This is a genomic window from Streptomyces sp. Ru71 (assembly GCF_002920535.1).
In the GTDB taxonomy this organism is placed as follows: Bacteria; Actinomycetota; Actinomycetes; order Streptomycetales; family Streptomycetaceae; genus Streptomyces.
In genome coordinates this window covers 18,239-41,963 of the sequence record NZ_PQSS01000022.1, presented here as the reverse complement: position 1 = coordinate 41,963, position 23,725 = coordinate 18,239, and the positions used below count along the sequence as shown (strand labels likewise).

Genomic DNA, 23,725 nt, shown 5'->3' with positions numbered 1-23,725 from the left:
CGGCCCCTCTCGCTCACGCCCCCGTCCACGCCGCCGCGATCCGTGCCGCCAGCCGCACGTTGCCGCGGACCGCCGCCAGGTTGGCGCTCAGCGAGGCGCCGTCGGTGTGCCGCACCAGGTGGTCGAGCAGGAACGGCGTGACCGCCTGCCCGGTGATGCCCTCCGCCTCGCACGCGTGCAGCGCCTCGGCCAGCACGCGCGCGTGCAGCTCCGGGTCCAACTGCTCGGACTCCGGCACCGGGTTGGCGACGATCAGCGCCGACTCCTGCCCCGCGAGCGCGTCCTGCGCCCGCATCACGGCGGCCACCTGCTCGGGTGTGTCCAGCCGCCAGTCGACGGGATGCCCGGAGTCGGACAGATAGAAGCCGGGGAAGCGGTCCGTGCCGTACCCGGCGACCGCGACCCCCAGCGTCTCCAGCCGCTGCAGCGTCGCCGGGACGTCCAGGATCGACTTCACACCGGCGCACACCACAGTGATCCGGGTGCGGGCCAGCAGCCCCAGGTCCGCGGACTCGTCCTGGGTGAGGGTCCACTGCCGGTGCACCCCGCCGAGCCCGCCGGTGGCGAACACCCGTACGCCGGCCAGCGCCGCGAGCTGCGCGGTCGCCGACACCGTCGTCGCCCCGCTCGCCCCGGACGCCACCGCGAGCGGCAGGTCGCGGTGGCCCAGCTTGCGGATGCCGTCCTCGTTCGCGACCCGCTCCACCTGCTCCTTGTCGAGGCCGACACGAGGGATGCCGTCCAGGACGGCGATCGTCGCCGGAACGGCCCCTTCGTGCCGCACGGCGGCCTCCAGCTCAAGCGCCACCTGGAGGTTGCGCGGCCGTGGCAGCCCGTGCGCGATGATCGTGGACTCCAGTGCCACCACCGGCCGACGCGCGGCGAGCGCCTCACGCACCTCTTCGGACACCACCAGCACCACGGGCGACCCTCCTGTCTGTCGGTCCTCCCTCAACTCTGGCGGTCTGCGGCCCGGGCCAAACCCTTGCGTCGGCCGGCAATGTCTTCGAGGCCCGGCACGACGACCCACACGCGGGCAGTGTTGGAGGCGGCGGCGCCCGCTCAGCCGTCCGCCGGGGCCGGCCGCTTCCGGCCGGCCCGGGTGAACAGGGCGAGCGCCGCCAGGGGTATGAGCAGGCAGGCGGCGGTGAGGTTCAGCCAGGCGTAGCTCGCCTGCGCCACCACCAGACCGGCGACCGCCCCGCCGATCCCGGCGGAGGTGTTCATGGTCAGGTCGGACAGACCCTGCGCGGCCGCCCGAGCGGACTGCGGCACCGCGTCGGTCAGCAGCGCCGACCCGGACACCAGCCCGGCCGACCAGCCCAGGCCCAGCACGAACAGCCCGGCGGCCGTCTGCCCGTGGCTGTCGCCGGCCGTCCCGGCCAGGAACAGCGCCACCGCCAGCAGCCCCACGGACAGTCCCGTCACGGCGAGCCGTCCCAACCGGTCGGCCAGCCGCCCCATCAGCGGCGAGAACGCGTACATGCCCGCGATGTGCCCGCTGATCACCAGCCCGATCAGGTCGATGCTCGCCCCGTGGTGCGTGAGGTCGACCGGAGTCATGGACATCACCGAGACCATCGCCGTGTGCGACACGGCCACCGTGACCAGGGCGAGCCTGGCACGTGGCGAGGCGGCCACGGCGGCCAGCCCCGCGCGCAGCGAGCGCCCGGCGGACGAGTGCTCCTCGGGCGGAGCCAGCGCACGCGCCGTCAGCAGCGGGTCGGGGCGCAGCCGTACCGCCACGACGGCGGCGGCGACCACGAAGATCCCGCCGGCCCACAGGAACGGCCCGGCCGCCCGCGGTATCCCGAGCCCGGCGACACTGCGGCCCGCCGGAGCGGCGATGTTCGGCCCGAGGACCGCGCCCAGCGTGGTCGCCCACACCACGAGCGAGATGGCCCTGGCCCGCCGGTCGGGCTCGGCGAGATCGGCCGCCGCGAACCGCGCCTGGAGGTTCGCCGACGAGGCCGCTCCGAAGCCGGCCATCCCGCACAGCAGCAGCGGAAAACTCCCGACGGCGGCCGCCACCACGACGACCACGGCTCCCAGCGCACCGAGGAGATACCCGAGGACCAGGCCGGGCCGCCGGCCGCGAGCCGTCATCAGGGCGGCCAGCGGCACGGACAGCACGGCCGTCCCGGCGACGGTCGCGGTGGGCGCGAGCCCGGACAGCGACTCGCTTCCGCTCACCTGCCGGGCCAGGACGGCGGCGAGCGCGATACCGGTGGCCACGCCCAGGCCGCCGAGGATCTGGCTCACGATCAGCACGGTGGAGATCCGGCGGCGCAGGGCGGGCAGCGCGCCGGGCGCCGGCGCCTCGGCCACGGCCGTCCGCCGCTCGACCGCGCTCATCCGGCACCGCCGCACACCCGGCCGGCCGCGCCGCTCGACGGACGGCCGGCCGCACCGGCCGGAGATCGCACCGCTTCGGGCGCGTACGCATGGGTGAGTGTCGAGGTCACCGACGCAGTCTCCCCCCGGTCGTTCCCCGGCCCAAGAGAGGGGACGGGATCCTTCAGAACAGCGGCTCGGGCAGTACCCCCTCCAGTGCGAGCAGCTTCCGCTTGGTCTCCAGGCCGCCGCCGAAGCCGCCGATCCCGCCGTCGCTCTCCACGACCCGGTGGCAGGGGACCACGACCGGCAGCGGATTGGCCCCCATCGCCAGACCCACGGCCTGGGCCGCGCCCGGCTGACCGACCCGCCGCGCCAGGTCGCCGTACCCGACGACCGTGCCGTAGGGCACCCCGTCGGCCAGCTCGCGCAGCACCTGCCGGTTGAAGCCGGAGACCAGCGACCAGTCCAGGGGCAGCGCGAAATCCCGCCGGGCACCGGTGAAGTACGCCTCCACCTGGCGTATCGCCTCGGCCAGCAGCGGGGAGTCCGGCGCCTCGACGGGCTCGGCGCCCAGCCGGTCGGCGAGCCGCGCGAGCGCCCGGTCGCGGACCGGGTCCGTCGCGTGGAACACGACGCTGACCAGGCCCTCGGGGGTCGCCGCCAGCAGCAGCGGGCCGATGCCGCTGTCCACGACGGCCCACACGACCCGCTGCTCGTCCTGCTCGTGGCTGTTCATGCGACCACGGTACGGCCCGCCACTGACAACGCCCCGCGGTCCGCTCACGCGGCCCCCGGACCCGCGGGCCGGACCTACCCGCCGAGGGCGTCGAGCACCACGTCGGGCTTGTTGGTGATGATGCCGTCGACGCCGTACCCGGCGGCCTTCACGGCGCCGTCCGCGTCGTCGACGGTCCAGGTGAACAGCTCCATCGGCTTGCCGTGCGCACCGTTGAGGGCGTGGACGGCACCGACGTAGTCCGTGGAGATGGAGCTGTAGGTCGGGTTGACCTGGTCGACGAAGCCCGCGTACCCGGGCAGGTCCGCGGTCTTCGGGGTGCCGAGGAAGCCCGTCTTCACCGCCGGCTTCAGCTGGTGCACGGTGCGTACGCTGTCCGCGCTGAAGCTCTGGATGATCAGGCGGTGCGCCAGGTGCCTGGTGTCGAGCCAGCCCTCGTTGCCGAGCAGCTTGAGGGTGTCCTGCTCGATGCCCGGGTAGAGCTCGGGGTTCTTCAGCTCCAGCAGCAGCCGCTGGTGATTGTGCTCGACGCGGCGCATGTAGTCCGTCAGCGTCGGCACGCGCGTGCCCGCGTACTCGGGGCCGAACCAGCTGCCCGCGTCCAGACGGGCGATCTCGGCGGCGGTGAAGTCCTTCACCTTCCAGGGGGAGCGGTCGGGGTAGACCTCCTCCACGTTGGTGGTGCGCTTGAGGCTGTCGTCGTGGATCACCACGAGCAGGCCGTCCTTGGTGCGCTGGACGTCGTTCTCCACCCAGCGGATGCCGAGCGCGGCCGCCTTGTCGATGGCGGGCAGTGTGTTCTCGGGGGCGTAGGCCGAGGCACCGCGGTGCGCGATGACCACGGGCGGGTCGCCGCGGTCAGCGGCGTGGGCGCCGGGTGCGACGAGCGTGAGGACGGCGGCGGACAGGAGCGCGGTGGTCGTGGCGGCAAGTACGCGCGCGTGCATGCGGACTCCTCGCGTCGGATGATCACGGACAGCTCAACTCTGACAGCAGAGCGTCAACGACGGAGGAGTGCAGAATGGCCACGGGTTGAATGGAGTTGCCCAAGTCCGCTCACTGCGGGCGCACATCTGAGGCAGTGCCGTGTTTCTTTGCCGGAAAATCGTTCGACCATTCCGGTGGGGGTCATACTCTCTGCCTCAACCCCGGCCGCTCACGCGAACCCGGGAGGGGGTGCACTTCAGGAGATTGCCGGACGGAACAGGGCGGAAGGGCAGCCGCGCATGCAAGGCACGGTCGACGGATTCAGCTACGGACTCGTCACACCGGTGGTGGCCTACCTCATGGCCTGCCTCGGTGGCGCGCTCGGTCTGCGCTGCACCACTCGGGCCCAGCTGGTCGGCGGCTCCTGGCGCCCGGGATGGCTCGCCCTGGGCTCGGCGGCCATCGGCTCCGGCATCTGGACGATGCACTTCGTCGCGATGATGGGCTTCACGATCGACCAGGCCCCGATCCACTACGACAAGCCGACGACGTACGCCAGTCTCGGCGTCGCGATCGTCATGGTCGGCGTCGGGATCTTCATGGTCGGCTACCGGGGCGCCACCGGGACGGCGCTGTTCACCGGCGGCACGATCACCGGCCTCGGCATCGCCTCCATGCACTACCTCGGCATGGCCGGCATGCGGTTCGACGGCCGGCTGGAGTACAACACCCTCACCGTCGCCGCCTCGGTCGCCATAGGCGTGGCCGCCGCCACCGCCGCCCTGTGGGCCGCCGGGAAGGTCAGGGGCTTCCTGTGGAGCGTGGGCGCCTCCCTCGTCATGGGACTCGCGGTCAGCGGCATGCACTACACCGGCATGGCCGCCCTCAGCGTCCACCTCCACGCCGCCACCCCCGGCGAGGGTGACTCACCCGCGGCGCTGCTCGCCCCGATGATGATCGGCCCGCTCGCCTTCCTGTGCCTCGCCGCGGCCGTGGTGATCTTCGACCCGCTGGCGGTCACGGGCCGGCTGCCGCGGCCCGCCGCCGAGCACGGCCTGGGCGTCCCCGCCCACCCCGTCGCGCACCGGCCCGCCCGCCGCACGCCCATGCGCCCCGGCCGCGACCTGGACCGACGCCGCCCGCGCGCCCCCCAGAACCGCTGAGCCGGACCCCGTTGTCAGTGGCGGGTCGTACGGTTGATGTCATGCGGCCCGTTTCCCACATCGAACGCACGGTGGCGCCCTTCGAGGTCGTCAGCCCCTACCAGCCCAACGGCGACCAGCCGGCGGCCATCGCCGACCTCGCCCGGCGCATCCAGGCCGGGGAGAAGGACGTCGTCCTGCTGGGCGCGACCGGCACCGGCAAGTCCGCCACCACCGCGTGGATGATCGAGCAGCTCCAGCGCCCCACCCTGGTGATGGCGCCGAACAAGACGCTGGCCGCCCAGCTGGCGAACGAGTTCCGCGAGCTGCTGCCGAACAACGCCGTCGAGTACTTCGTCTCGTACTACGACTACTACCAGCCCGAGGCCTACGTCCCGCAGTCGGACACCTACATCGAGAAGGACTCCTCGATCAACGAGGAGGTCGAGCGGCTGCGCCACTCCGCGACCAACTCGCTGCTCACCCGGCGCGACGTCGTCGTGGTCGCCTCCGTCTCCTGCATCTACGGCCTCGGTACGCCGCAGGAGTACGTGGACCGGATGGTCCCGCTGAAGGTCGGCGACGAGATCGACCGCGACGAGCTGCTGCGCCGCTTCGTCGACATCCAGTACACGCGCAACGACATGGCGTTCACCCGGGGTACCTTCCGGGTCCGCGGCGACACCATCGAGATCTTCCCGGTCTACGAGGAGCTGGCCGTCCGCATCGAGATGTTCGGCGACGAGATCGAGGCGCTCACCACGCTGCACCCGATCACCGGCGAGATCATCAGCGACGAACAGCAGCTGTACGTCTTCCCCGCCTCCCACTACGTCGCCGGTCCCGAGCGGATGGAACGCGCGATCAAGGGCATCGAGGCCGAGCTGGAGGAGCGCCTGACCGAGCTGCGCAAGCAGGGCAAGCTGCTGGAGGAGCAGCGGCTGCGCATGCGCACCACCTACGACCTGGAGATGCTCCGCCAGATCGGGACCTGCTCCGGCGTCGAGAACTACTCGATGCACTTCGACGGCCGCCTGCCGGGCACCCCGCCGAACACACTGCTCGACTACTTCCCGGAGGACTTCCTCCTCGTCATCGACGAGTCGCATGTCACGGTCCCGCAGATCGGCGCCATGTACGAGGGCGACGCCTCCCGCAAGCGCACCCTCGTCGAGCACGGCTTCCGGCTGCCGTCCGCGCTGGACAACCGGCCGCTGAAGTGGGAGGAGTTCCAGCAGCGCATCGGGCAGACCGTCTACCTGTCGGCCACCCCCGGCACGTATGAGCTGTCGCGTTCCAAGGGCGTCGTCGAGCAGATCATCCGGCCCACCGGCCTGGTCGACCCCGAGGTGGTCGTCAAGCCCACCGAGGGCCAGATCGACGACCTGGTCCACGAGATCCGCACCCGGGTCGACAAGGACGAGCGCGTCCTGGTCACCACGCTCACCAAGAAGATGGCCGAGGACCTCACGGACTACTTCCTTGAGCTCGGCATCCACGTGCGCTACCTGCACAGCGACGTGGACACCTTGCGCCGTGTCGAGCTGCTGCGCGAGCTGCGCGCCGGTGAGTTCGACGTCCTGGTCGGCATCAACCTGCTGCGCGAGGGCCTGGACCTGCCCGAGGTCTCCCTGGTGGCGATCCTCGATGCCGACAAGGAGGGCTTCCTGCGGTCGGGCACCTCGCTGATCCAGACCATCGGCCGTGCGGCGCGCAACGTCTCCGGCCAGGTCCACATGTACGCCGACAAGATCACCCCGGCGATGGAGAAGGCCATCGAGGAGACCAACCGCCGGCGGGAGAAGCAGATCGCGTACAACAAGGCGAACGGCATCGACCCGCAGCCCCTGCGCAAGAAGATCAACGACATCGTCGCGCAGATCGCCCGCGAGGGCGTCGACACCGAGCAGCTGCTCGGCACGGGCTACCGGGCGAAGAAGGACGGCCGCGGCACCAAGGCGCCCGTCCCCTCCCTCGGCGAGCACGCGGTCAAGGGCGCCAAGAGCACCAAGGCCACGAAGGCCGCCAAGGGCAAGGCCAAGGAGACCGTGCCCACCGACCGGCCGGCCACCGAGCTCGCCGGGCAGATCGAGGAGCTGACCGAGCGCATGCGGGCCGCCGCCGCGGACCTGCAGTTCGAGATCGCGGCCCGGCTGCGCGACGAGGTCGCCGAGATGAAGAAGGAGCTGCGTCAGATGAAGGAGGCGGGTCTGGCCTGACGGCCGTAGCCGCCCCCCTCGCCCGGGCCCCGGTGAGCACGCACTGTGTTGCAAGACCGACACAAAGCATGCGCCGGGGTTCGGCACTGTCGGTGCCGCTGCGTAGGGTTCTGATCAACCGCGGACTTTGCGGCAACAGGGGACTGCTTGAGAGGGGAATCAGCGCGTGACCGTCAACTTGACCAAGGGTCAGGCCATCAGTCTGCAGAAGAACGACGGTGGCAGCCTGTCCGCGGTGCGCATGGGCCTCGGCTGGCAGGCGGCGCCCCGCCGCGGCCTGTTCGGCTCCCGCACCCGCGAGATCGACCTCGACGCCTCCGCCGTCCTCTTCGCGGACAAGCAGCCCGTCGACGTCGTCTTCTTCCGCCACCTGGTGAGCGACGACGGCTCGGTGCGCCACACCGGTGACAACCTCGTCGGCGGTGTCGGCCAGGGCGGCGACGACGAGGCGATCCTCGTCGACCTCCAGCGCGTCCCGGTCCACATCGACCAGATCGTCTTCACGGTGAACTCCTTCACCGGCCAGACCTTCCAGGAGGTGCAGAACGCGTTCTGCCGCCTGGTCGACGAGACCAACGGCCAGGAACTCGCCCGCTACACGCTCGCGGGCGGCGGCGCCTACACGGCCCAGATCATGGCGAAGGTGCACCGGGCGGGCGCCGGCTGGACGATGACGGCCCTCGGCTCCCCGGCCAACGGCCGCACCTTCCAGGACCTGATGCCGGCCATCTGGCCGCTGCTCTAGGCAGGCAACGGCGCGGGCGGAGCGCGCCGCGCAACACCGTGACACCGAGGGGGACTTGATCGATGACGGCCGAGCTGGCGCGGGGACAGAACCACCCGCTGGACCAGGTGCGCCTGGAGATCCGGGTCTCGGCCGGGGCGCCGGTCGTGGCCGCCGCGACGCTCGTCGACGAGGCCGGCCGGGCGTCCGGGCCGGAGTCGGTGGTCCACCCCGGCGCCCCCTCGCTGCCCGGCCTGGAGGTCTCCCGGCAGGCGGCCACCGCGCACCGCCTCGCGGTCGACCTGGACGCCATGCCGGACGCCGTGCACCGCGTCAACGTGCTGCTCGCCCTGCCCACCGGCACCGGCGGCCCGGTCCGCTTCGGTGCCGTGGCCGCGCCCTTCGTCGCGGTCACCGGCCTGGACGGCACCGAGGTCGCCACGTTCACGCTCACCGGTCTGGACGCCGAGTCGGCCGTCATCGCCCTGGAGCTGTACCGCCGGCAGGGCGCCTGGAAGGTCCGTGCGGTCGGGCAGGGATACGCCGGCGGCCTGGCGGAGCTCTTCGCCGACCAGGGGCTGGCCGAGGCCCGGCAGCTGGCGAACGGTATCCACGAGGCGGTGGCACAGGGGCTCACCCGCTCCGTCCAGGCGCCGCGCGTGGCGGACGGCGCCCCCACCCGGCAGACGACGCCCTCCGCCCACGGCGGACCGGCCCCGATGGGCCCGAGCGGGGCCATGCCCCCACAGCCGGCCGGCGCACCCCACGCGACGCATGCCGCCGGCTCCTCCGACCCGACGCCGCCCACCGCCGGCGGCCCCGTCGACTACACCCACCCCGGCCGACGGCACACCGCCCCGCCGCCGCCCGCGCCGGCCGCCCCTGCCCCGCCGCCCGGACAGCCCGCCCGGCCCGTCGCCGGTGACGCCACCGGCTGGACCATGGACGAGCGGCTGTACAACCAGGTGTGGGGCATGTTCGAGGACTACGCCCGCACCGCCGCCGCCTACCGCAGCGCCGTCGACTTCGCCGACTCGCGTCAGGAGAAGGAACTCGACGCCGTCCTGTCCGACCCGCGCAGCCGGATCGGCGGACAGGGCGACGCGGCGCGCGAGGAGGCGCGCGCCCGGCACGGCGCGCTCGTGGAGCAGGCCCGGCAGGCGCTCGACCGGGACGTCGCCCAGCTGGTCGCCGAGGCCGAGGTCGTGGAGCCCGCGCTGCCGCCGGCGTACGCCCGGTGGGACAGTCCTGTCTGGCACGGCTACCGGGTGCCGATGGAGATGCCGATGGCGTTGCGCCTGGGCGATCTGACGCTGCCCGAGAGCGACCGGCTGAGCATCCCGATGCTGGTCCGGCTGCCGCTGGAGCGCGGCCTGTGGATCGACAGCGGCCGGGTGGCCGGGGAGGCGGGGGTGTTCACCGACGCCCACGACAGACGGCGGCTGGCCCTGGAGGCGGCTGTGGCGCACGCCGCGCGGCTGCTGGCCGTGCATCCGGCGGGGGAGTTCGCCGTGCACGTGATCGACCCGGCCGGTACGGCGGCGCACGCCCTGGCACCGCTGACGGACACCGGTGTGCTCGCCGGACCGCCCGCCGTGGGCGCCGCCGGTGTGGCGGACGTGCTGGGCCGGCTGACGCAGCGGGTGGACCTGGTGCAGATGGCGGTGCGGGGCGGCGCGGCCGACTCCCTCCCGCCGGGCTTCGACACCGCCCAGCAGCTGCTGGTGGTCAACGACTTCCCGCACGGCTTCGACGACCGTGCCGTCACGCAGCTGCGCTATCTCGCGGACGAGGGCCCCGTGGTCGGCGTCCACCTCATGATGGTCGCCGACCGGGAGGACGCCGCCGGTTACGGTCCGTTGCTGGACCCGTTGTGGCGAGGACTGCTACGGCTGACCCCGGTGCCCGACGATCACCTGGCCGACCCCTGGGTCGGGCATGCCTGGACGTACGAGCCGGCGCTGGTGCCGCCCGGCAGCCAGGTGCTCCGGCTGGTTCTGGCGCAGGTCGCGGCCGAGCGCACCAAGTACTTGTAAACCGCCTCCCACCAGGGAACTTGGCCCTTTCTTTGCCAATCCCTTTACCTTTCCTTGGTCGTTGGGTACTGTTGACGGCACGGAGGGGAGTACTCCCTGTCACTGCGACGTACCCGTCAATACGGATCAAGCCTGATCCCGGGGCGTCGGCCCGTCCCGGGTGGAAGAGACCTCCGGTAGCGATGACGCTGACTACGTGCCGTTACGACTGCCGGAGGTGCAGTGGACGTTTCGATGACCCTGTGGGTCCTGACCATCCTGGGCTTGGCCGCCCTGATCGCGGTCGACTTCTTCATCGGCCGCAAGCCGCACGACGTGTCCATCAAGGAAGCCGGCATCTGGACGATCGTCTGGATCGCCCTCGCGGCGCTCTTCGGGCTCGGTCTGCTCGTCTTCGGCGGCGGACAGCCTGCTGGTGAGTTCTTCGCCGGATTCATCACCGAGAAGTCGCTGAGCGTCGACAACCTCTTCGTCTTCGTACTGATCATGGCGAAGTTCGCGGTGCCCTCGCGGTACCAGCAGCGGGTGCTCCTCGTCGGCGTGCTCATAGCCCTGGTCCTGCGGGCCGTCTTCATCGCCGCGGGCGCGGCCATCCTCGCCAGCTTCAGCTGGGTCTTCTACCTCTTCGGCGCCTTCCTGATCTGGACCGCCTGGAAGCTCATCCAGGAGGCCCGCGCCGACGAGGAGGACGAGGAGTTCGAGGAGAACAAGCTCCTCAAGGCCGCCGAGCGCAGGTTCGGTGTCGCGGACCGCTACCACGGCACCAAGCTGTGGATCCAGCAGAACGGCAAGCGGGTCATGACCCCGATGCTCGTGGTCATGCTCGCGATCGGCACCACCGACGTGCTGTTCGCGCTGGACTCCATCCCCGCGATCTTCGGTCTGACGCAGGACCCGTACATCGTGTTCACCGCGAACGCCTTCGCGCTGATGGGTCTCAGGCAGCTGTACTTCCTCATCGGCGGCCTGCTGAAGAAGCTGGTCCACCTGAGCTACGGCCTGTCGATCATCCTCGGCTTCATCGGCGTCAAGCTGGTGCTCCACGCGCTGCACGAGTCGGGCGTCCATGTCCCGGAGATCAGCATCCCGGTCTCGCTCGGCGTCATCTGCGCCGTCCTGGTCGTCACCACGCTCACCAGCCTGCGGGCCTCCCGCAAGCAGGCGGCCGTCGAGGCGCAGCGCAGCGAGGTCACCCGCGAGGAAAGCGGCGTCAAGGGCTGACCACCGTGGTGCCGGCACCACGGGGTGCAGGGAGCGGGGGCCGCCGAATTGCCGGTCCCCGCTCCCGGTGCTTTGTTGAGTGGCAGGGCGCCCTCCGCCGTGGGGCGCCGCGGCAGGTGGAGCGGCTGACGCGTCCTTCACCGAGCGCGACCGAGAGGAGATGAACGATCTCACCTGACACCAAGACGCCCACCCCGACCCGACGCCCGCCGCTCGCCCGGCTCAGGTCGCTCACCACTCAGTGGACGTCCCTGCTGCCGGTGCTCGCGGTCGTGCTGCTGATCCTCACCTGGGGGCGAGACCTGCCCGGCGCGGTGGTCGCGCTGGTGACCGTGGTGCTCGCCGGTTCCGTCCTGGCCGCCGTCCACCACGCCGAGGTGATCGCCCACCGGGTCGGCGAACCCTTCGGCTCGCTCGTCCTGGCCGTCGCGGTCACCATCATCGAGGTCGCTCTGATCGTCACCTTGATGGCCGACGGCGGTGACAAGTCCGCCACGCTCGCCCGGGACACGGTGTTCGCCGCCGTGATGATCACCTGCAACGGCGTCGTCGGACTCAGTCTGCTCGTCGCCTCGCTGCGCCACGGCACCGCGATCTTCAACCCGGAGGGCACCGGCGCCGCCCTCGCCACGGTCGCGACCCTGGCCACGCTCAGCCTGGTGCTGCCCACCTTCACCACCAGCAAGCCCGGACCGGAGTTCTCCACGGCGCAGCTCACGTTCGCGGCGCTGTCCTCGCTGATCCTGTACGGCCTGTTCGTGGCGACCCAGACCGTCAGACACCGCGACTACTTCCTGCCCCTCACCCGTGAGGGCAAGGTGATCACCCAGGACGACCACGCAGAGGCCCCGTCCTCGCGGACCGCGATGATCAGCCTGGGCCTGCTGGGTCTCGCGCTGATCGGTGTGGTGGGTCTCGCCAAGGGGGTGTCGCCGACCATCGAGAAGGGTGTGGCGGCGGCCGGCCTGCACCACGCCGTCGTCGGTGTGATCATCGCGCTGCTGGTGCTGCTGCCCGAGACCATCGCCGCCGTGCGCTCCGCGCGCCGCGACCGGGTGCAGACCAGCCTCAACCTGGCCCTCGGCTCCTCCATGGCCAGCATCGGCCTGACCATCCCGGCGGTCGCGCTGGCGTCCGTGTGGCTGTCCGGCCCACTGGTCCTCGGTCTCGGCGCCACCCACATGGTGCTGCTCGCCCTGACCGTGGTGGTCGCCTCGCTCACCGTGGTGCCGGGCCGGGCGACGCCCCTGCAGGGCGGGGTGCACCTGGTGCTGTTCGCCGCGTACCTGGAGCTGGCGATCAACCCCTAGCGCCGGTCGCCGTCGCGTCAGTCCACGGCCGGCCGCACGACCGGCACCGGCACCGGGCGGGTCTCCGGCAGGAGCGCGAAGCAGCCGAGGCTCAGCAGCGAGATCCCCGTCAGATACGCGCCGACGCCCCAGGGCACCCGCCCGCCCTGTTCGGCCAGCGCGGTCGCCACGACGGGGGTGAGCGCGCCGCCGAGGACCCCGCCGAGGTTGTAGCCGACCGCCGCGCCCGTGCAGCGCACCCGTGGCTCGTACAGCTCGGGCAGGTAGGCGGCGATGACGGCGAACATCGTGACGAACGCGAGCAGGGCCCCCGCGATGCCGAGGAACATGGGCAGCGGCTCGCCCGTGGCCAGCAGCGCGACCATCGGGAACATCCACAGGGCGGCGGCCGCACATCCCGTCAGGCACAGCGGCCGTCGCCCGAAGCGGTCGCCGAGCAGCGCGAACAGCGGTGTCAGCGCGCCCTTGAGCACCACGGCCGCCATGATGCAGCCGAGCATCACCGGGCGGCTCACCCCGAGCCGCTCCGTCGCGTACGCCAGCGACCAGGTGGTGACCGCGTAGAAGATCGCGTACCCGGCGGCGAGCGCGCCGGCCGTCAGCAGCACCAGTCGCCCGTGGTGGCGCACGACCTCGGCGAGCGGCACGCGCGCGTGGTCGTCGATCTCCAGGAACCGGGGACTCTCCGTGAGCGACGACCGCAGCCACAGCCCGGCCACGGCCAGCACGCCGGCCGCCCAGAACGGCACCCGCCACCCCCACTCGGCGAACTGGCCGTCCGTCAGCACCGCCGTGGGCGCCAGCACCATCGCGTTGGCGAGCACGAACCCCACGGCCGGCCCGACCTGCGGAAAGCTCGACCACAGCGCGCGACGGGCCGGCGGGGCGTGCTCGGCGGTGAGCAGCACCGCCCCGCCCCACTCGCCGCCCAGCCCCAGCCCCTGCAGGAACCGCAGCACGACCAGCAGCAGAGGAGCGGCCGCGCCGATCGTGCCGTAGGTCGGCAGACAGCCGACCGCGACGGTCGCCGCCCCGGTCAGCAGCAGCGAGGCGACCAGTACGGGCCGCCGCCCGTGCCGGTCCCCGATGTGCCCGAACAGCACCGAGCCCAGCGGGCGGGCGACGAATCCCACGCCGAACGTCGCGAAGGCGGCCAGCGTGCCCGCCAGCGGCGAGAACGACGGGAAGAACAGCGGGCCGAGGACCAGGGCCGCCGCGGTGCCGTAGACGAAGAAGTCGTAGAACTCGATGGCCGTTCCGGCGAGCGAGGCGGCCGCGAGCCGTGGCATGGACGGCGTCCTGACGCTGCGTACGTCGTTCATGCCGCGTCAACCGTCCACGGTCACCGACGGTTACGGGGCGCGCGGGGGCACGGGGCTCTCAGTAGGTGACGGTGATGCGCCGTGCCGGGCCGTCCACCCGGACGACGCCGCCGTAGGGCAGCACGAACTGCGGGTCGGTGTGGCCGAAGTCCACGTCGAAGACGATCAAGGTGTCCGGGGCGTACAGGCGCATCGCCCGCAGCACCGCCTGCCGTTGCTCGGCGGCGTACCGGGCGGCCTCCTCGGGCGTCGTGGGGTTCTCCAGCGACCACGACTTGGCCCGGCCCACCAGCACCGCGGAGAACCGCTGGAGCAGGCCGCGCTCACCCATGCTGCGCACGGTGCGGAAGACCTCCCGGGCGATGGGCATCTCCTCGGACGTCTCCAGGAGCAGCACCCCGCCGTCGTAGACCGACAGGTCGTGGCTGATCTCGCGGTCGGCCATCAACAGCCGGCCGACGACCTCCAGGCAGCCGCCCCAGGCGCGGCCCTCCACCACACGGTCGGCGTTCTGCCAGATCCAGCCCGTGCCCGGGCGGGTCCGAGGCTCCGCCTCGAAGGTCGCCGGATCGGCCCAGTCCCGGTCGACGTCGCGCCACCGCTCGGCGGGCCGCAGCTCGTAGGGGCCGGAGGTGAACAGCGCCGCCCGCAGCGAGTCGGCGGTCTGCGGATGCATGGCCACGGGCCGCCCCAGCTCCACCATCACGCTCGCCCCGTGGTAGGCGACGATCCCGGTGTTGTACAGGAACGCCAGCAGGTTGCTGTTGTCGCTCATCCCGAAGAACGGCTTCGGGTTCGCCCGGATCAGTTCCCTGTCCAGCAGCGGCAGCACGGTGATCTGGTCGTCGCCGCCGATGGACGCGATGACGGCCCGTACGTCCGGGTCGGCGAAGGCCGCGTTGATGTCGTCGGCCCGCTCACGGGGCGAGGCGTCCAATGTGCGGGTCGTCGGGTATTCGACCGGTTCGAGCCCGTAGTCCTTGTGTAACCGTTCCAGACCCAGTTCGTAGGGGCGCGGGAAGAGCGCCGGCAGGCCCGCGGACGGCGACAGGACGGCTATGCGGTCACCGGGGCAGGGTTTCGGCGGGTACGCGATCGTCGTCATGCCCGGAGGGTAGGGGCGGTCGGCGCTCCGGCGCACCGTGATAAACCGAAGACCAGCGGCGGCCCGCGCCGGGCCGCCCACGACCGGACCGGAGGAACCGTGCCCCGCACCCTGGCCAACGCCCCGATCATGATTTTGAACGGCCCGAACCTGAACCTGCTGGGGCAGCGCCAGCCGGAGATCTACGGCTCCGACACGCTGGCCGACGTGGAGGCGCTGTGCGCCAAGGCGGCGGCCGCGCACGGCGGCACGATCGACTTCCGCCAGTCCAACCACGAGGGCGAGCTGGTCGACTGGATCCACGAGGCCCGGCTGAACCACTGCGGGATCGTCATCAACCCCGCCGCCTACTCCCACACCTCGGTCGCGGTCCTGGACGCCCTCAACACCTGCGACGGCCTTCCGGTGATCGAGGTGCACATCTCCAACATCCACCAGCGCGAGTCCTTCCGGCACCACTCCTACGTCTCGCTGCGCGCCGACGGTGTCATCGCGGGATGCGGGGTGCAGGGGTACGTGTTCGGCGTGGAGCGGGTCGCCGCGCTGGTGGGAGCGGCCCAGGCCGACGCGTAAGGACCGCGGCCATGGCGGGGCGCCCCTTACACCGGCCCTGGCGGGGCGCCCCTTGCCTCCGCCAGGGGCACCCCTCACCTCGGCTACAGCCGCCCCGCCTCCACGATCCGCCGCAGGAAGCGCTTCGTGCGCTCCTGCCGCGGGTCGCCGAAGACCTGCTCCGCGCTGCCCCGTTCCAGCACGACTCCGCCGTCCAGGAAGCACACCTGGTCGGCGACGTCGCGCGCGAACCCCATCTCATGGGTGGCGAGGACCATGGTCATGCCCTGCTCCTTCAGACCGCGCACGACGTCGAGCACCTCGCCGACCAGCTCGGGGTCGAGGGCGGCGGTGATCTCGTCGAGCAGCAGCAGCCGGGGCCGTACGGCCAGGGCGCGCACGATCGCCACCCGCTGCTGCTGGCCGCCGCTGAGCCGGTCCGGGTAGGCGTCCGCCTTGCCGCCGAGCCCGAGCCGCTGAAGCAGCTCACGCGCGTGTGCCTCGGCCTCGGCGCGCGGGACGCGGTGCACCCGGCGCGGGGCGAGGGTGATGTTGTCCAGCACGGTCATGTGCGGGAAGAGGTTGTACGCCTGGAAGACCACGCCGATCCGGCGCCGTACCGCGTCCTGGTCCACCCGCGGGTCGGTGATCTCCTCGCCGTCCAGCCAGATGGCGCCGTCGTCGATCTCCTCCAGCAGGTTGGCGCAGCGCAGCAGCGTCGACTTGCCGGAACCGGAGGCTCCGATCAGCGCGGTCACCGTGTGCGGCGCGACCTCCAGGTCGACGTCCCGCAGGACGACCGAGCCGCCGAAGGTCTTGCGCACGGCCTCCATCCGCAGCACGGGCCCGTCGCTCACAGAGAACCTCCTTGCGCCCGCTGCCGGTCCATCCGGGCCGTCACCCAGTCCGTGAGGCGGGTCATCGGGATGGTCAGCGCCACGAAGACCAGCCCCGCGACGATGTACGGCGTGTAGTTCAGGCTGCGGCCGACGATGATGTCGGCGGCCCGTACGGCGTCCACGGCCCCGCCGATCGACACCAGGCCCGTGTCCTTCTGCAGGGACACCAGGTCGTTCAGCAGCGGCGGCACCTGGCGGCGCACGGCCTGCGGCAGGACGACGTGGCGCAGCGCCTGACGGTTGGTCAGGCCGAGGGAGCGGGCCGCGGCGCGCTGCGAGGGGTGGACGGACTCGATGCCGGCGCGGAACACCTCGGCCACGTACGCCGAGTACGTCAGCGTCAGCGCCGTACCGCCCAGCAGCACCGGGTCGACCGTCACCCCCTGCAGCCGCAGGGCGGGCACGCCCAGGACCACGATCATCAGGTTGATGATGAGCGGCAGCCCGCGGAAGAAGTCCGTGTACGCCGCCGCCAGCACCCGCAGCGGGAAGAACACCGGGCCGCGCAGGGTGCGGGCGACGGCGATCAGCATCCCGAGGACCAGCACCGCGGCGCCGCACACCAGCAGCAGCCGGACGTTCAGCCACAGCCCGTCGAGCACCTTGGGGAACGCCTCGCGCGCGTAGCGCGCGCTGAAGAACGTCTCCTTGGTGCGCGGCCAGCCGGGCGCGTTGACGACGACCAGGTAGAGCACGACGCCCGTGACGAGCGTGGAGAGCGCCGCGACGGCCGTGGCGCGGCGGGCGCGGGCACGCTTGAACCGCTCCCGCTCCAGCCGGCGTTGCGACGGGGTGTACCCGTCGCGCAGGTCGTCGCCGGCGTTCTTGCCGGAGTCCTCTCCCGACTCCTCCTTCGTGACGGTCACCGCTGCTCCGTCACTTGAGCACCGGCGCGTCGACGGCGTCGGAGAGCCACTGCTTCTCCAGCTTCGCCAGCGTGCCGTCCTTGCGCAGGGCGTCCACGGCGGTGGTGACGCACGGCGTGAGCGCGCTGCCCTTGTCGAGCACCAGGCCGAACTGTTCCGGTGCGGCACCCTGGTTCTCGAACTGCCCGACGATCTTCGCGTCCGTCACCTCGGCGGAGGTGATGTAGAAGGCGGTCGGCAGGTCGACGACGATGGCGTCGACCTGACCGTTCTTCAGCGCGGACTTGGCTTGGTCGTTCTTGGCGAACGCGGCCGCCGGCTGCGTCGGGCGCACCACGTCGTTGATGTAGTTCAGGCTGGTGGTGCCGACCTGGGCGCCCAGCTTGAGGCCCTTCAGGCCGGCGATGCCCGTTGCCTTCGCGGCCTTGCCGCTCTTGAGCGCGATGACCGCCTGGCGCACGTCGTAGTAGCCGGACGAGAAGTCCACGGCGTTCTTGCGCTCGTCGCTGATGGAGACCTGGTTGATGTCGAAGTCGAAGGTCTTCTCGCCGGGCGCGAACGCCTTGTTGAACGGGACGCTCTGCCACACCACGGCGTCCTTGCCGTAGCCGAGCCGCTGCGCCACGGCGTAGGCGACGGCCGACTCGAAGCCCTCGCCGTTCGCCGGCTTGCCGTCCTTGAACCACGGCTCGTAGGCGGGCTCGTCGGTGGCGACGGTCAGCTTGCCCGACGTCCTGGTCGCCAGCGCGCCCGGTGCGCAGGACGATCCGCCGGCCGAGCCCGACGGCTTGGCTGCGGCGTTCTCCTCCGGCTGCGGCGCGCAGCCGACGGCGGTGGCGAGGAGGGCTACGGAGGCGGCGGCGACGGCGCCGCGCAGGGCACGGAGGGCAGGTTGCATGGCGGGAGAGTGGCAGCGAAACCGACGTTTGTCGAGGTCACACCAACAAATGTCCGCATGATGGGAACGGGTGTTGCGGCAGTGTGAACACTCACCGGCCCGACGCGTGACGCTCCGCCGGGACGCTCACCAGCCCCGCGCGCGCCACTCCGGCAGATGCGGCCGTTCCGCGCCCAGCGTCGTGTCGTTGCCGTGGCCCGGGTAGACCCAGGTCTCGTCGGGCAGCACGGCGAAGATCTTGGTCTCGACGTCGTGGATCAGACTGGCGAACGCCTTCGGGTTCTTGTGGGTGTTGCCCACGCCGCCGGGGAAGAGGCAGTCGCCGGTGAAGACGTGCGGATGCCCGTGCGGGTCGTCGTAGACCAGGGCGATCGAGCCCGGGGTGTGCCCGACGAGGTGGCGTGCGGTCAGCTCGACCTGTCCCACCCGGATCGTGTCGCCGTCGTCGACCAGGACGTCGGTCGGCACGGGGATGCCCTCCGCGTCGTCCCGGCCCGCGTAGGTGCGGGCGCCGGTGGCCGCCACGACCTGGGCGAGCGCCTGCCAGTGGTCGCCGTGGCGGTGGGTGGTGACGACGGAGGCGATGCCGTCGTCACCGATCATGCCGAGCAGCGTCCCGGCCTCGTTCGCCGCGTCGATCAGCAGCTGCTCGTCGGTGGCCCGGCAGCGCAGCAGATAGGCGTTGTTGTCCATGGGGCCGACCGCGATCTTGGTGATCATCAGGTCCTTCAGCTCGTGCACGTCCGCCGGGCCGCCGACCGTCACCTGTCCGCTGTACGTCATGACCGTCAGCCTATCTCCGGGACGGCCGGCGGGAATCCGGAGCCGCCCCTACAGCGGCGGGAGGGCGGGCAGCGCGCCGCCCTGGACGCTCAGCGCGGCACCCTCGCGCCGTCCGGCCAGCCAGCCCAGCAGATCGGCGGGCTTCCCGGAGACGGTGACCTCCGCCGGGGACCCCTCACCGTCGTCCCGGCCGGTGCGCCACACGCGCGTGCCGTCCGTGACCCGGGTCGCCGGCACCTCGGGGTGTCCGCTGAACCGGGCGGCCAGGAAGTCGATCTCCCGCTCGGTGAAGTCGTCCGGGAGGTCCTCCAGCTCGTAGCCGATCCCGAGGTCCACGTGGTGCAGCTCGACCTCGACCCAGCGCCGGAACGGCACCCGGGCGGCGGCGTCGGTCACGCCGTTGCGCAGCTCCACGGTCCGTGACCAGTCCTGCGGCGCGGCCCCCGCCGCCTGGAAGCGCTCCGCGCTCTCGCGGACGTCCGCGAGCTGGGCGTCCAGGGGGCGCGGGGCGTCCCGCTCGATGTCGGCGTCCCGGGCCTCGCCCGAGACGTACATGGGACGCCCCTGGAGGACGTTCACGAGGGCGTCGGCGTTGCGTGCGATGTGAGCCAGGACATGGCCGCGGCTCCAGCCCGGCAGCCGTGACGGCTCGGCCACCGACGCGTTGTCCAGTTCGGCGACTGCGCTCAGCAGTCGGTCGGTGGCGTCACGTACAGACGCCAGGTCATGCGCGTGATCAATCATGGTGCTGACATTAGCCCCGCCACACGTTCGGGTGAAGGTGGTGCAGCAGTGCCGTAAATCGAAAGCACGTGCTATATGGTCGGACGTGGCGTCGGGCATGCTGGAGAGCCGGGGTTTGTTGACAACCCGTGAATCCGACCGGCGTTGTCAGTGGCTCCCCCTAGTCTGAGAAGGACGGGGGCCCCGCCCCTGTCACTTCTCTCAAGAAAGGTGCGGACCGGCGTGGCCGACCGTCTCATCGTCCGTGGCGCGCGCGAGCACAACCTGAAGAACGTCTCGCTCGACCTGCCTCGGGACTCGCTCATCGTCTTCACGGGCCTGTCCGGGTCGGGCAAGTCCTCCCTGGCCTTCGACACGATCTTCGCCGAGGGCCAGCGGCGCTACGTGGAGTCGCTCTCCTCGTACGCCCGCCAGTTCCTCGGCCAGATGGACAAGCCGGACGTCGACTTCATCGAGGGCCTGTCCCCGGCCGTCTCCATCGACCAGAAGTCGACCTCGCGCAACCCGCGCTCGACGGTCGGCACCATCACCGAGGTCTACGACTACCTGCGTCTGCTCTTCGCGCGCATCGGCAAGCCGCACTGCCCGGAGTGCGGCCGCCCCATCTCGCGCCAGTCGCCGCAGGCCATCGTCGACAAGGTCCTGGAGCTGCCGGAGGGGAGCCGCTTCCAGGTGCTCTCCCCGCTGGTGCGCGAGCGCAAGGGAGAGTTCGTCGACCTCTTCGCCGACCTCCAGACCAAGGGCTACTCCCGCGCGCGGGTGGACGGCGAGACGATCCAGCTGTCCAGCCCGCCCACGCTGAAGAAGCAGGAGAAGCACACCATCGAGGTGGTCGTCGACCGCCTCACGGTGAAGGACTCCGCCAAGCGCCGCCTCACCGACTCCGTGGAGACCGCCCTCGGGCTGTCCGGCGGCATGGTCGTGCTCGACTTCGTCGACCTCCCCGAGGACGACCCCGAGCGTGAGCGGATGTACTCCGAGCACCTGTACTGCCCGTACGACGACCTGTCCTTCGAGGAGCTGGAGCCGCGCTCCTTCTCCTTCAACTCGCCCTTCGGCGCCTGCCCCGAGTGCACCGGCATCGGCACGCGCATGGAGGTCGACCCCGAGCTGATCGTCCCGGACCCGGACAAGACGCTCGACGAGGGCGCCATCCACCCCTGGTCGCACGGCCACACCAAGGACTACTTCGACCGCCTGATCGGCGCGCTCGCCGACGCCCTCGGCTTCCGCACCGACATCCCCTTCGCGGGGCTGCCGCAGCGCGCGAAGAAGGCCCTGCTGCACGGCCACAAGACGCAGATCGAGGTCCGCTACCGCAACCGCTACGGGCGCGAGCGGGTGTACACCACGCCCTTCGAGGGCGCGGTGCCCTTCGTCAAGCGCCGGCACAGCGAGGCCGAGTCCGACGCCAGCCGTGAGCGCTTCGAGGGCTACATGCGCGAGGTGCCCTGCCCCACCTGTGAGGGCACGCGCCTGAAGCCGGTCGTCCTCGCCGTCACGATCATGGACAAGTCGATCGCCGAGGTCTCGGCGATGTCGATCAGCGACTGCGCGGACTTCCTCGGCCGGCTCAAGCTGACCGCCCGCGACAAGAAGATCGCCGAGCGGGTCCTGAAGGAGGTCAACGAGCGGCTGCGGTTCCTGGTCGACGTCGGCCTGGACTACCTCTCGCTGAACCGGGCCGCCGGCACGCTCTCCGGTGGCGAGGCCCAGCGCATCCGCCTGGCCACCCAGATCGGCTCCGGACTCGTCGGCGTCCTGTACGTCCTCGACGAGCCGTCCATCGGTCTGCACCAGCGCGACAACCACCGGCTGATCGAGACCCTGGTCCGGCTGCGCGACATGGGCAACACGCTCATCGTCGTCGAGCACGACGAGGACACCATCAAGACCGCCGACTGGGTCGTCGACATCGGCCCCGGCGCCGGCGAGCACGGCGGCAAGGTCGTGCACAGCGGCTCCCTGAAGGAGCTGCTGGCCAACGAGGAGTCGCAGACCGGTCAGTACCTGTCCGGCCGCAAGTCCATCCCGCTGCCCGAGATCCGCCGCCCCCGCGACCCGTCCCGGCAGCTCACCGTGCACGGCGCCCGCGAGAACAACCTCAAGGACATCGACGTGTCCTTCCCGCTGGGCGTGTTCACGGCGGTCACCGGCGTGTCAGGATCCGGCAAGTCGACGCTGGTCAACGACATCCTGTACACGCACCTGGCGCGCGAGCTGAACGGCGCGCGCAACGTCCCCGGGCGGCACACGCGCGTGGACGGCGACGACCTCGTCGACAAGGTCGTGCACGTGGACCAGTCGCCGATCGGCCGCACCCCGCGCTCGAACCCGGCCACGTACACCGGCGTCTTCGACCACATCCGCAAGCTGTTCGCCGAGACCACCGAGGCGAAGGTCCGCGGCTACATGCCCGGCCGCTTCTCCTTCAACGTCAAGGGCGGCCGTTGCGAGAACTGCGCGGGCGACGGCACGATCAAGATCGAGATGAACTTCCTCCCGGACGTCTACGTCCCGTGCGAGGTCTGCCACGGCGCCCGGTACAACCGGGAGACCCTGGAGGTCCACTACAAGGGCAAGTCCATCGCCGAGGTCCTGAACATGCCCATCGAAGAGGCCATGCACTTCTTCGAGGCCGTGCCGGCGATCAACCGCCACCTCAAGACGCTCAACGACGTCGGCCTCGGCTACGTCCGCCTCGGCCAGTCCGCGACCACCCTGTCCGGCGGTGAGGCGCAGCGCGTCAAGCTCGCCAGCGAGCTGCAGAAGCGCTCCACCGGCCGCACGGTCTACGTCCTGGACGAGCCGACCACCGGTCTGCACTTCGAGGACATCAGCAAGCTGCTGACGGTCCTGTCCGGCCTGGTCGACAAGGGCAACACGGTCATCGTCATCGAGCACAACCTCGATGTGATCAAGACCGCCGACTGGCTCGTCGACATGGGCCCCGAGGGCGGCGCCGGCGGCGGTCTGGTGGTCGCCGAGGGCACGCCCGAAGAGGTCGCCGCGGTCCCCGCCAGCCACACCGGCAAGTTCCTGCGGGAGATCCTCGGCGCAGACCGGATCAGCGACGCGACCGTGCCGGCGGCGCGCAGGAAGACGCCGGCGAAGACCGCGGCGGCCGCGTCCGGTGGCCGCAGGACCGCCACCAAGGCGGTCAACAGCACGGCCGCCAAGAAGCCGGCGGCCACGGCCAAGAAGGCGGCCGCGACGAAGACGACGCGGGCCCGCAAGGCCTGACCCGCGCCTGCCTTTGGGCGGTGCCTCCACGGAGATGTCCCGCGGCGGCACCGCCCGTCGTCGTTCCCGGCCGGCTCAGGCGCTCGTCGGCTCCACGAACTGCATGTCCAGCTGGATCTTGACCACGTCGCCGAGCAGCCCCGGAGCGAAGTCCAGGCCGAAGTCCGCGCGCCGGATCTCGCCCGTGGCCTCGAACCCGGCGTGCCGGCTGCCGTCGACCGGCACGTCCACCAGCCCGCCGAACTCCACGGCCAGCGTCACCGGGCGGGTCACCTCGCCGATGGTCAGCTCGCCCTCCATGGTCCAGTCCTCGCCCTCGCCCCGGATCCGGCTGGAGCGGAAGTCCATCGTCGGGCGCTTGGCGACGTCGAGCAGGTCGGACGTGCGGACATGCGCGTCCCGGTCGGGGTTGCCCGTGTCGATCGTGGCCAGGTCGATCGTCGCGGACACCCGGACGTCCTCGATGCGCTCACCGACGTACAGCTCGGCCCGCACCCCGTTGAAACGGCCCCGGACCTTGGCGATGCCCAGGTGGCGGATGGTGAAGTTCACGGCGGAGTGCAGCGGGTCCAGGGCCCAGACCCCCGGGGCGAGCGGCAGAGCGGCAGGCGTGGTGATGGTCTCGTTCGTCATGCCCTCACCCTGCGGCCTCGGCCACCGC

General features: G+C 71.5%; 20 protein-coding genes. 8 read left to right on the top strand and 12 right to left on the bottom strand.

What is annotated here, in order from left to right:
* Positions 1-13: 13 nt before the first annotated feature.
* The 4 genes from C3489_RS15925 to C3489_RS15910 form a co-directional block, all read right to left on the bottom strand.
* A complete protein-coding gene (locus C3489_RS15925) occupies positions 14-922 on the bottom strand; it encodes a pseudouridine-5'-phosphate glycosidase (RefSeq protein WP_181139685.1) in 909 nt (302 codons plus the stop codon).
* Between the two features lie 140 nt (positions 923-1,062).
* Positions 1,063-2,355 (bottom strand): MFS transporter, encoded by a 1,293-nt coding sequence (locus tag C3489_RS15920; protein WP_103782479.1) that lies wholly within the window; start codon positions 2,353-2,355, stop codon positions 1,063-1,065.
* A gap of 163 nt (positions 2,356-2,518) precedes the next feature.
* Positions 2,519-3,073, bottom strand: coding sequence for a methylated-DNA--[protein]-cysteine S-methyltransferase (locus C3489_RS15915; protein WP_103782478.1), 555 nt, complete (start codon positions 3,071-3,073; stop codon positions 2,519-2,521).
* 74 nt (positions 3,074-3,147) lie between these two features.
* Positions 3,148-4,020, bottom strand: a complete 873-nt coding sequence (locus tag C3489_RS15910) for a glycerophosphodiester phosphodiesterase family protein (protein ID WP_103782477.1) — start codon at positions 4,018-4,020, stop codon at positions 3,148-3,150.
* Positions 4,021-4,299: 279 nt separating this feature from the next.
* On the opposite strand from C3489_RS15910, the gene C3489_RS15905 reads away from it, so the two are divergent.
* From C3489_RS15905 to C3489_RS15880, 6 genes are all read left to right on the top strand, one after another.
* Entirely contained in the window at positions 4,300-5,163 is an 864-nt protein-coding gene (locus tag C3489_RS15905) for an MHYT domain-containing protein (protein WP_103782476.1), read from the top strand.
* Positions 5,164-5,204: 41 nt separating this feature from the next.
* Positions 5,205-7,361 carry an excinuclease ABC subunit UvrB gene (gene uvrB / locus C3489_RS15900; protein WP_103782475.1) on the top strand — a complete coding sequence of 719 codons (2,157 nt, stop codon included), beginning with the start codon at positions 5,205-5,207 and terminating at the stop codon, positions 7,359-7,361.
* A 166-nt stretch (positions 7,362-7,527) separates the two neighbouring features.
* Positions 7,528-8,106, top strand: coding sequence for a TerD family protein (locus C3489_RS15895; protein WP_103782474.1), 579 nt, complete (start codon positions 7,528-7,530; stop codon positions 8,104-8,106).
* A 62-nt stretch (positions 8,107-8,168) separates the two neighbouring features.
* Positions 8,169-10,121 carry a TerD family protein gene (locus C3489_RS15890; RefSeq protein WP_103782473.1) on the top strand — a complete coding sequence of 651 codons (1,953 nt, stop codon included), beginning with the start codon at positions 8,169-8,171 and terminating at the stop codon, positions 10,119-10,121.
* A gap of 222 nt (positions 10,122-10,343) precedes the next feature.
* Entirely contained in the window at positions 10,344-11,342 is a 999-nt protein-coding gene (locus C3489_RS15885; RefSeq protein ID WP_103782472.1) for a TerC family protein, read from the top strand.
* A gap of 254 nt (positions 11,343-11,596) precedes the next feature.
* The gene (locus C3489_RS15880) at positions 11,597-12,652 is read left to right on the top strand and encodes a calcium:proton antiporter (protein WP_103782471.1); all 1,056 of its coding nucleotides are present in this window, start codon (positions 11,597-11,599) and stop codon (positions 12,650-12,652) included.
* Between the two features lie 17 nt (positions 12,653-12,669).
* On the opposite strand, the gene C3489_RS15875 is transcribed toward C3489_RS15880, so the two are convergent.
* Complete coding sequence (locus C3489_RS15875) at positions 12,670-13,974, bottom strand: MFS transporter (RefSeq protein ID WP_374936749.1); 1,305 nt, start codon at positions 13,972-13,974, stop codon at positions 12,670-12,672.
* A gap of 58 nt (positions 13,975-14,032) precedes the next feature.
* On the bottom strand, positions 14,033-15,079 hold the full coding sequence (locus C3489_RS15870) for a S66 peptidase family protein (RefSeq protein WP_103782469.1): 1,047 nt from the start codon (positions 15,077-15,079) through the stop codon (positions 14,033-14,035).
* Positions 15,080-15,178: 99 nt separating this feature from the next.
* Here C3489_RS15870 and aroQ point away from each other — a divergent pair, with 99 nt between their 5' ends.
* Positions 15,179-15,652, top strand: a complete 474-nt coding sequence (aroQ, locus tag C3489_RS15865; RefSeq protein ID WP_103782468.1) for a type II 3-dehydroquinate dehydratase — start codon at positions 15,179-15,181, stop codon at positions 15,650-15,652.
* A gap of 83 nt (positions 15,653-15,735) precedes the next feature.
* On the opposite strand, the gene C3489_RS15860 is transcribed toward aroQ, so the two are convergent.
* From C3489_RS15860 to C3489_RS15840, 5 genes are all read right to left on the bottom strand, one after another.
* Entirely contained in the window at positions 15,736-16,464 is a 729-nt protein-coding gene (locus C3489_RS15860) for an amino acid ABC transporter ATP-binding protein (RefSeq protein ID WP_103782530.1), read from the bottom strand.
* 20 nt (positions 16,465-16,484) lie between these two features.
* Entirely contained in the window at positions 16,485-17,396 is a 912-nt protein-coding gene (locus C3489_RS15855; RefSeq protein WP_103782467.1) for an amino acid ABC transporter permease, read from the bottom strand.
* 10 nt (positions 17,397-17,406) lie between these two features.
* Positions 17,407-18,294, bottom strand: coding sequence for an ABC transporter substrate-binding protein (locus C3489_RS15850; protein WP_103782466.1), 888 nt, complete (start codon positions 18,292-18,294; stop codon positions 17,407-17,409).
* A 126-nt stretch (positions 18,295-18,420) separates the two neighbouring features.
* Entirely contained in the window at positions 18,421-19,077 is a 657-nt protein-coding gene (locus tag C3489_RS15845; RefSeq protein WP_103782465.1) for an MBL fold metallo-hydrolase, read from the bottom strand.
* Positions 19,078-19,125: 48 nt separating this feature from the next.
* Entirely contained in the window at positions 19,126-19,821 is a 696-nt protein-coding gene (locus C3489_RS15840; RefSeq protein ID WP_103782464.1) for a maleylpyruvate isomerase family mycothiol-dependent enzyme, read from the bottom strand.
* Positions 19,822-20,043: 222 nt separating this feature from the next.
* On the opposite strand from C3489_RS15840, the gene uvrA reads away from it, so the two are divergent.
* Positions 20,044-23,064, top strand: coding sequence for an excinuclease ABC subunit UvrA (gene uvrA, locus C3489_RS15835; protein ID WP_103782529.1), 3,021 nt, complete (start codon positions 20,044-20,046; stop codon positions 23,062-23,064).
* 75 nt (positions 23,065-23,139) lie between these two features.
* Here the strand turns inward: uvrA and C3489_RS15830 are convergent, their stop codons facing one another.
* Positions 23,140-23,697 carry a YceI family protein gene (locus C3489_RS15830; protein ID WP_103782463.1) on the bottom strand — a complete coding sequence of 186 codons (558 nt, stop codon included), beginning with the start codon at positions 23,695-23,697 and terminating at the stop codon, positions 23,140-23,142.
* Positions 23,698-23,725 lie beyond the last annotated feature (28 nt).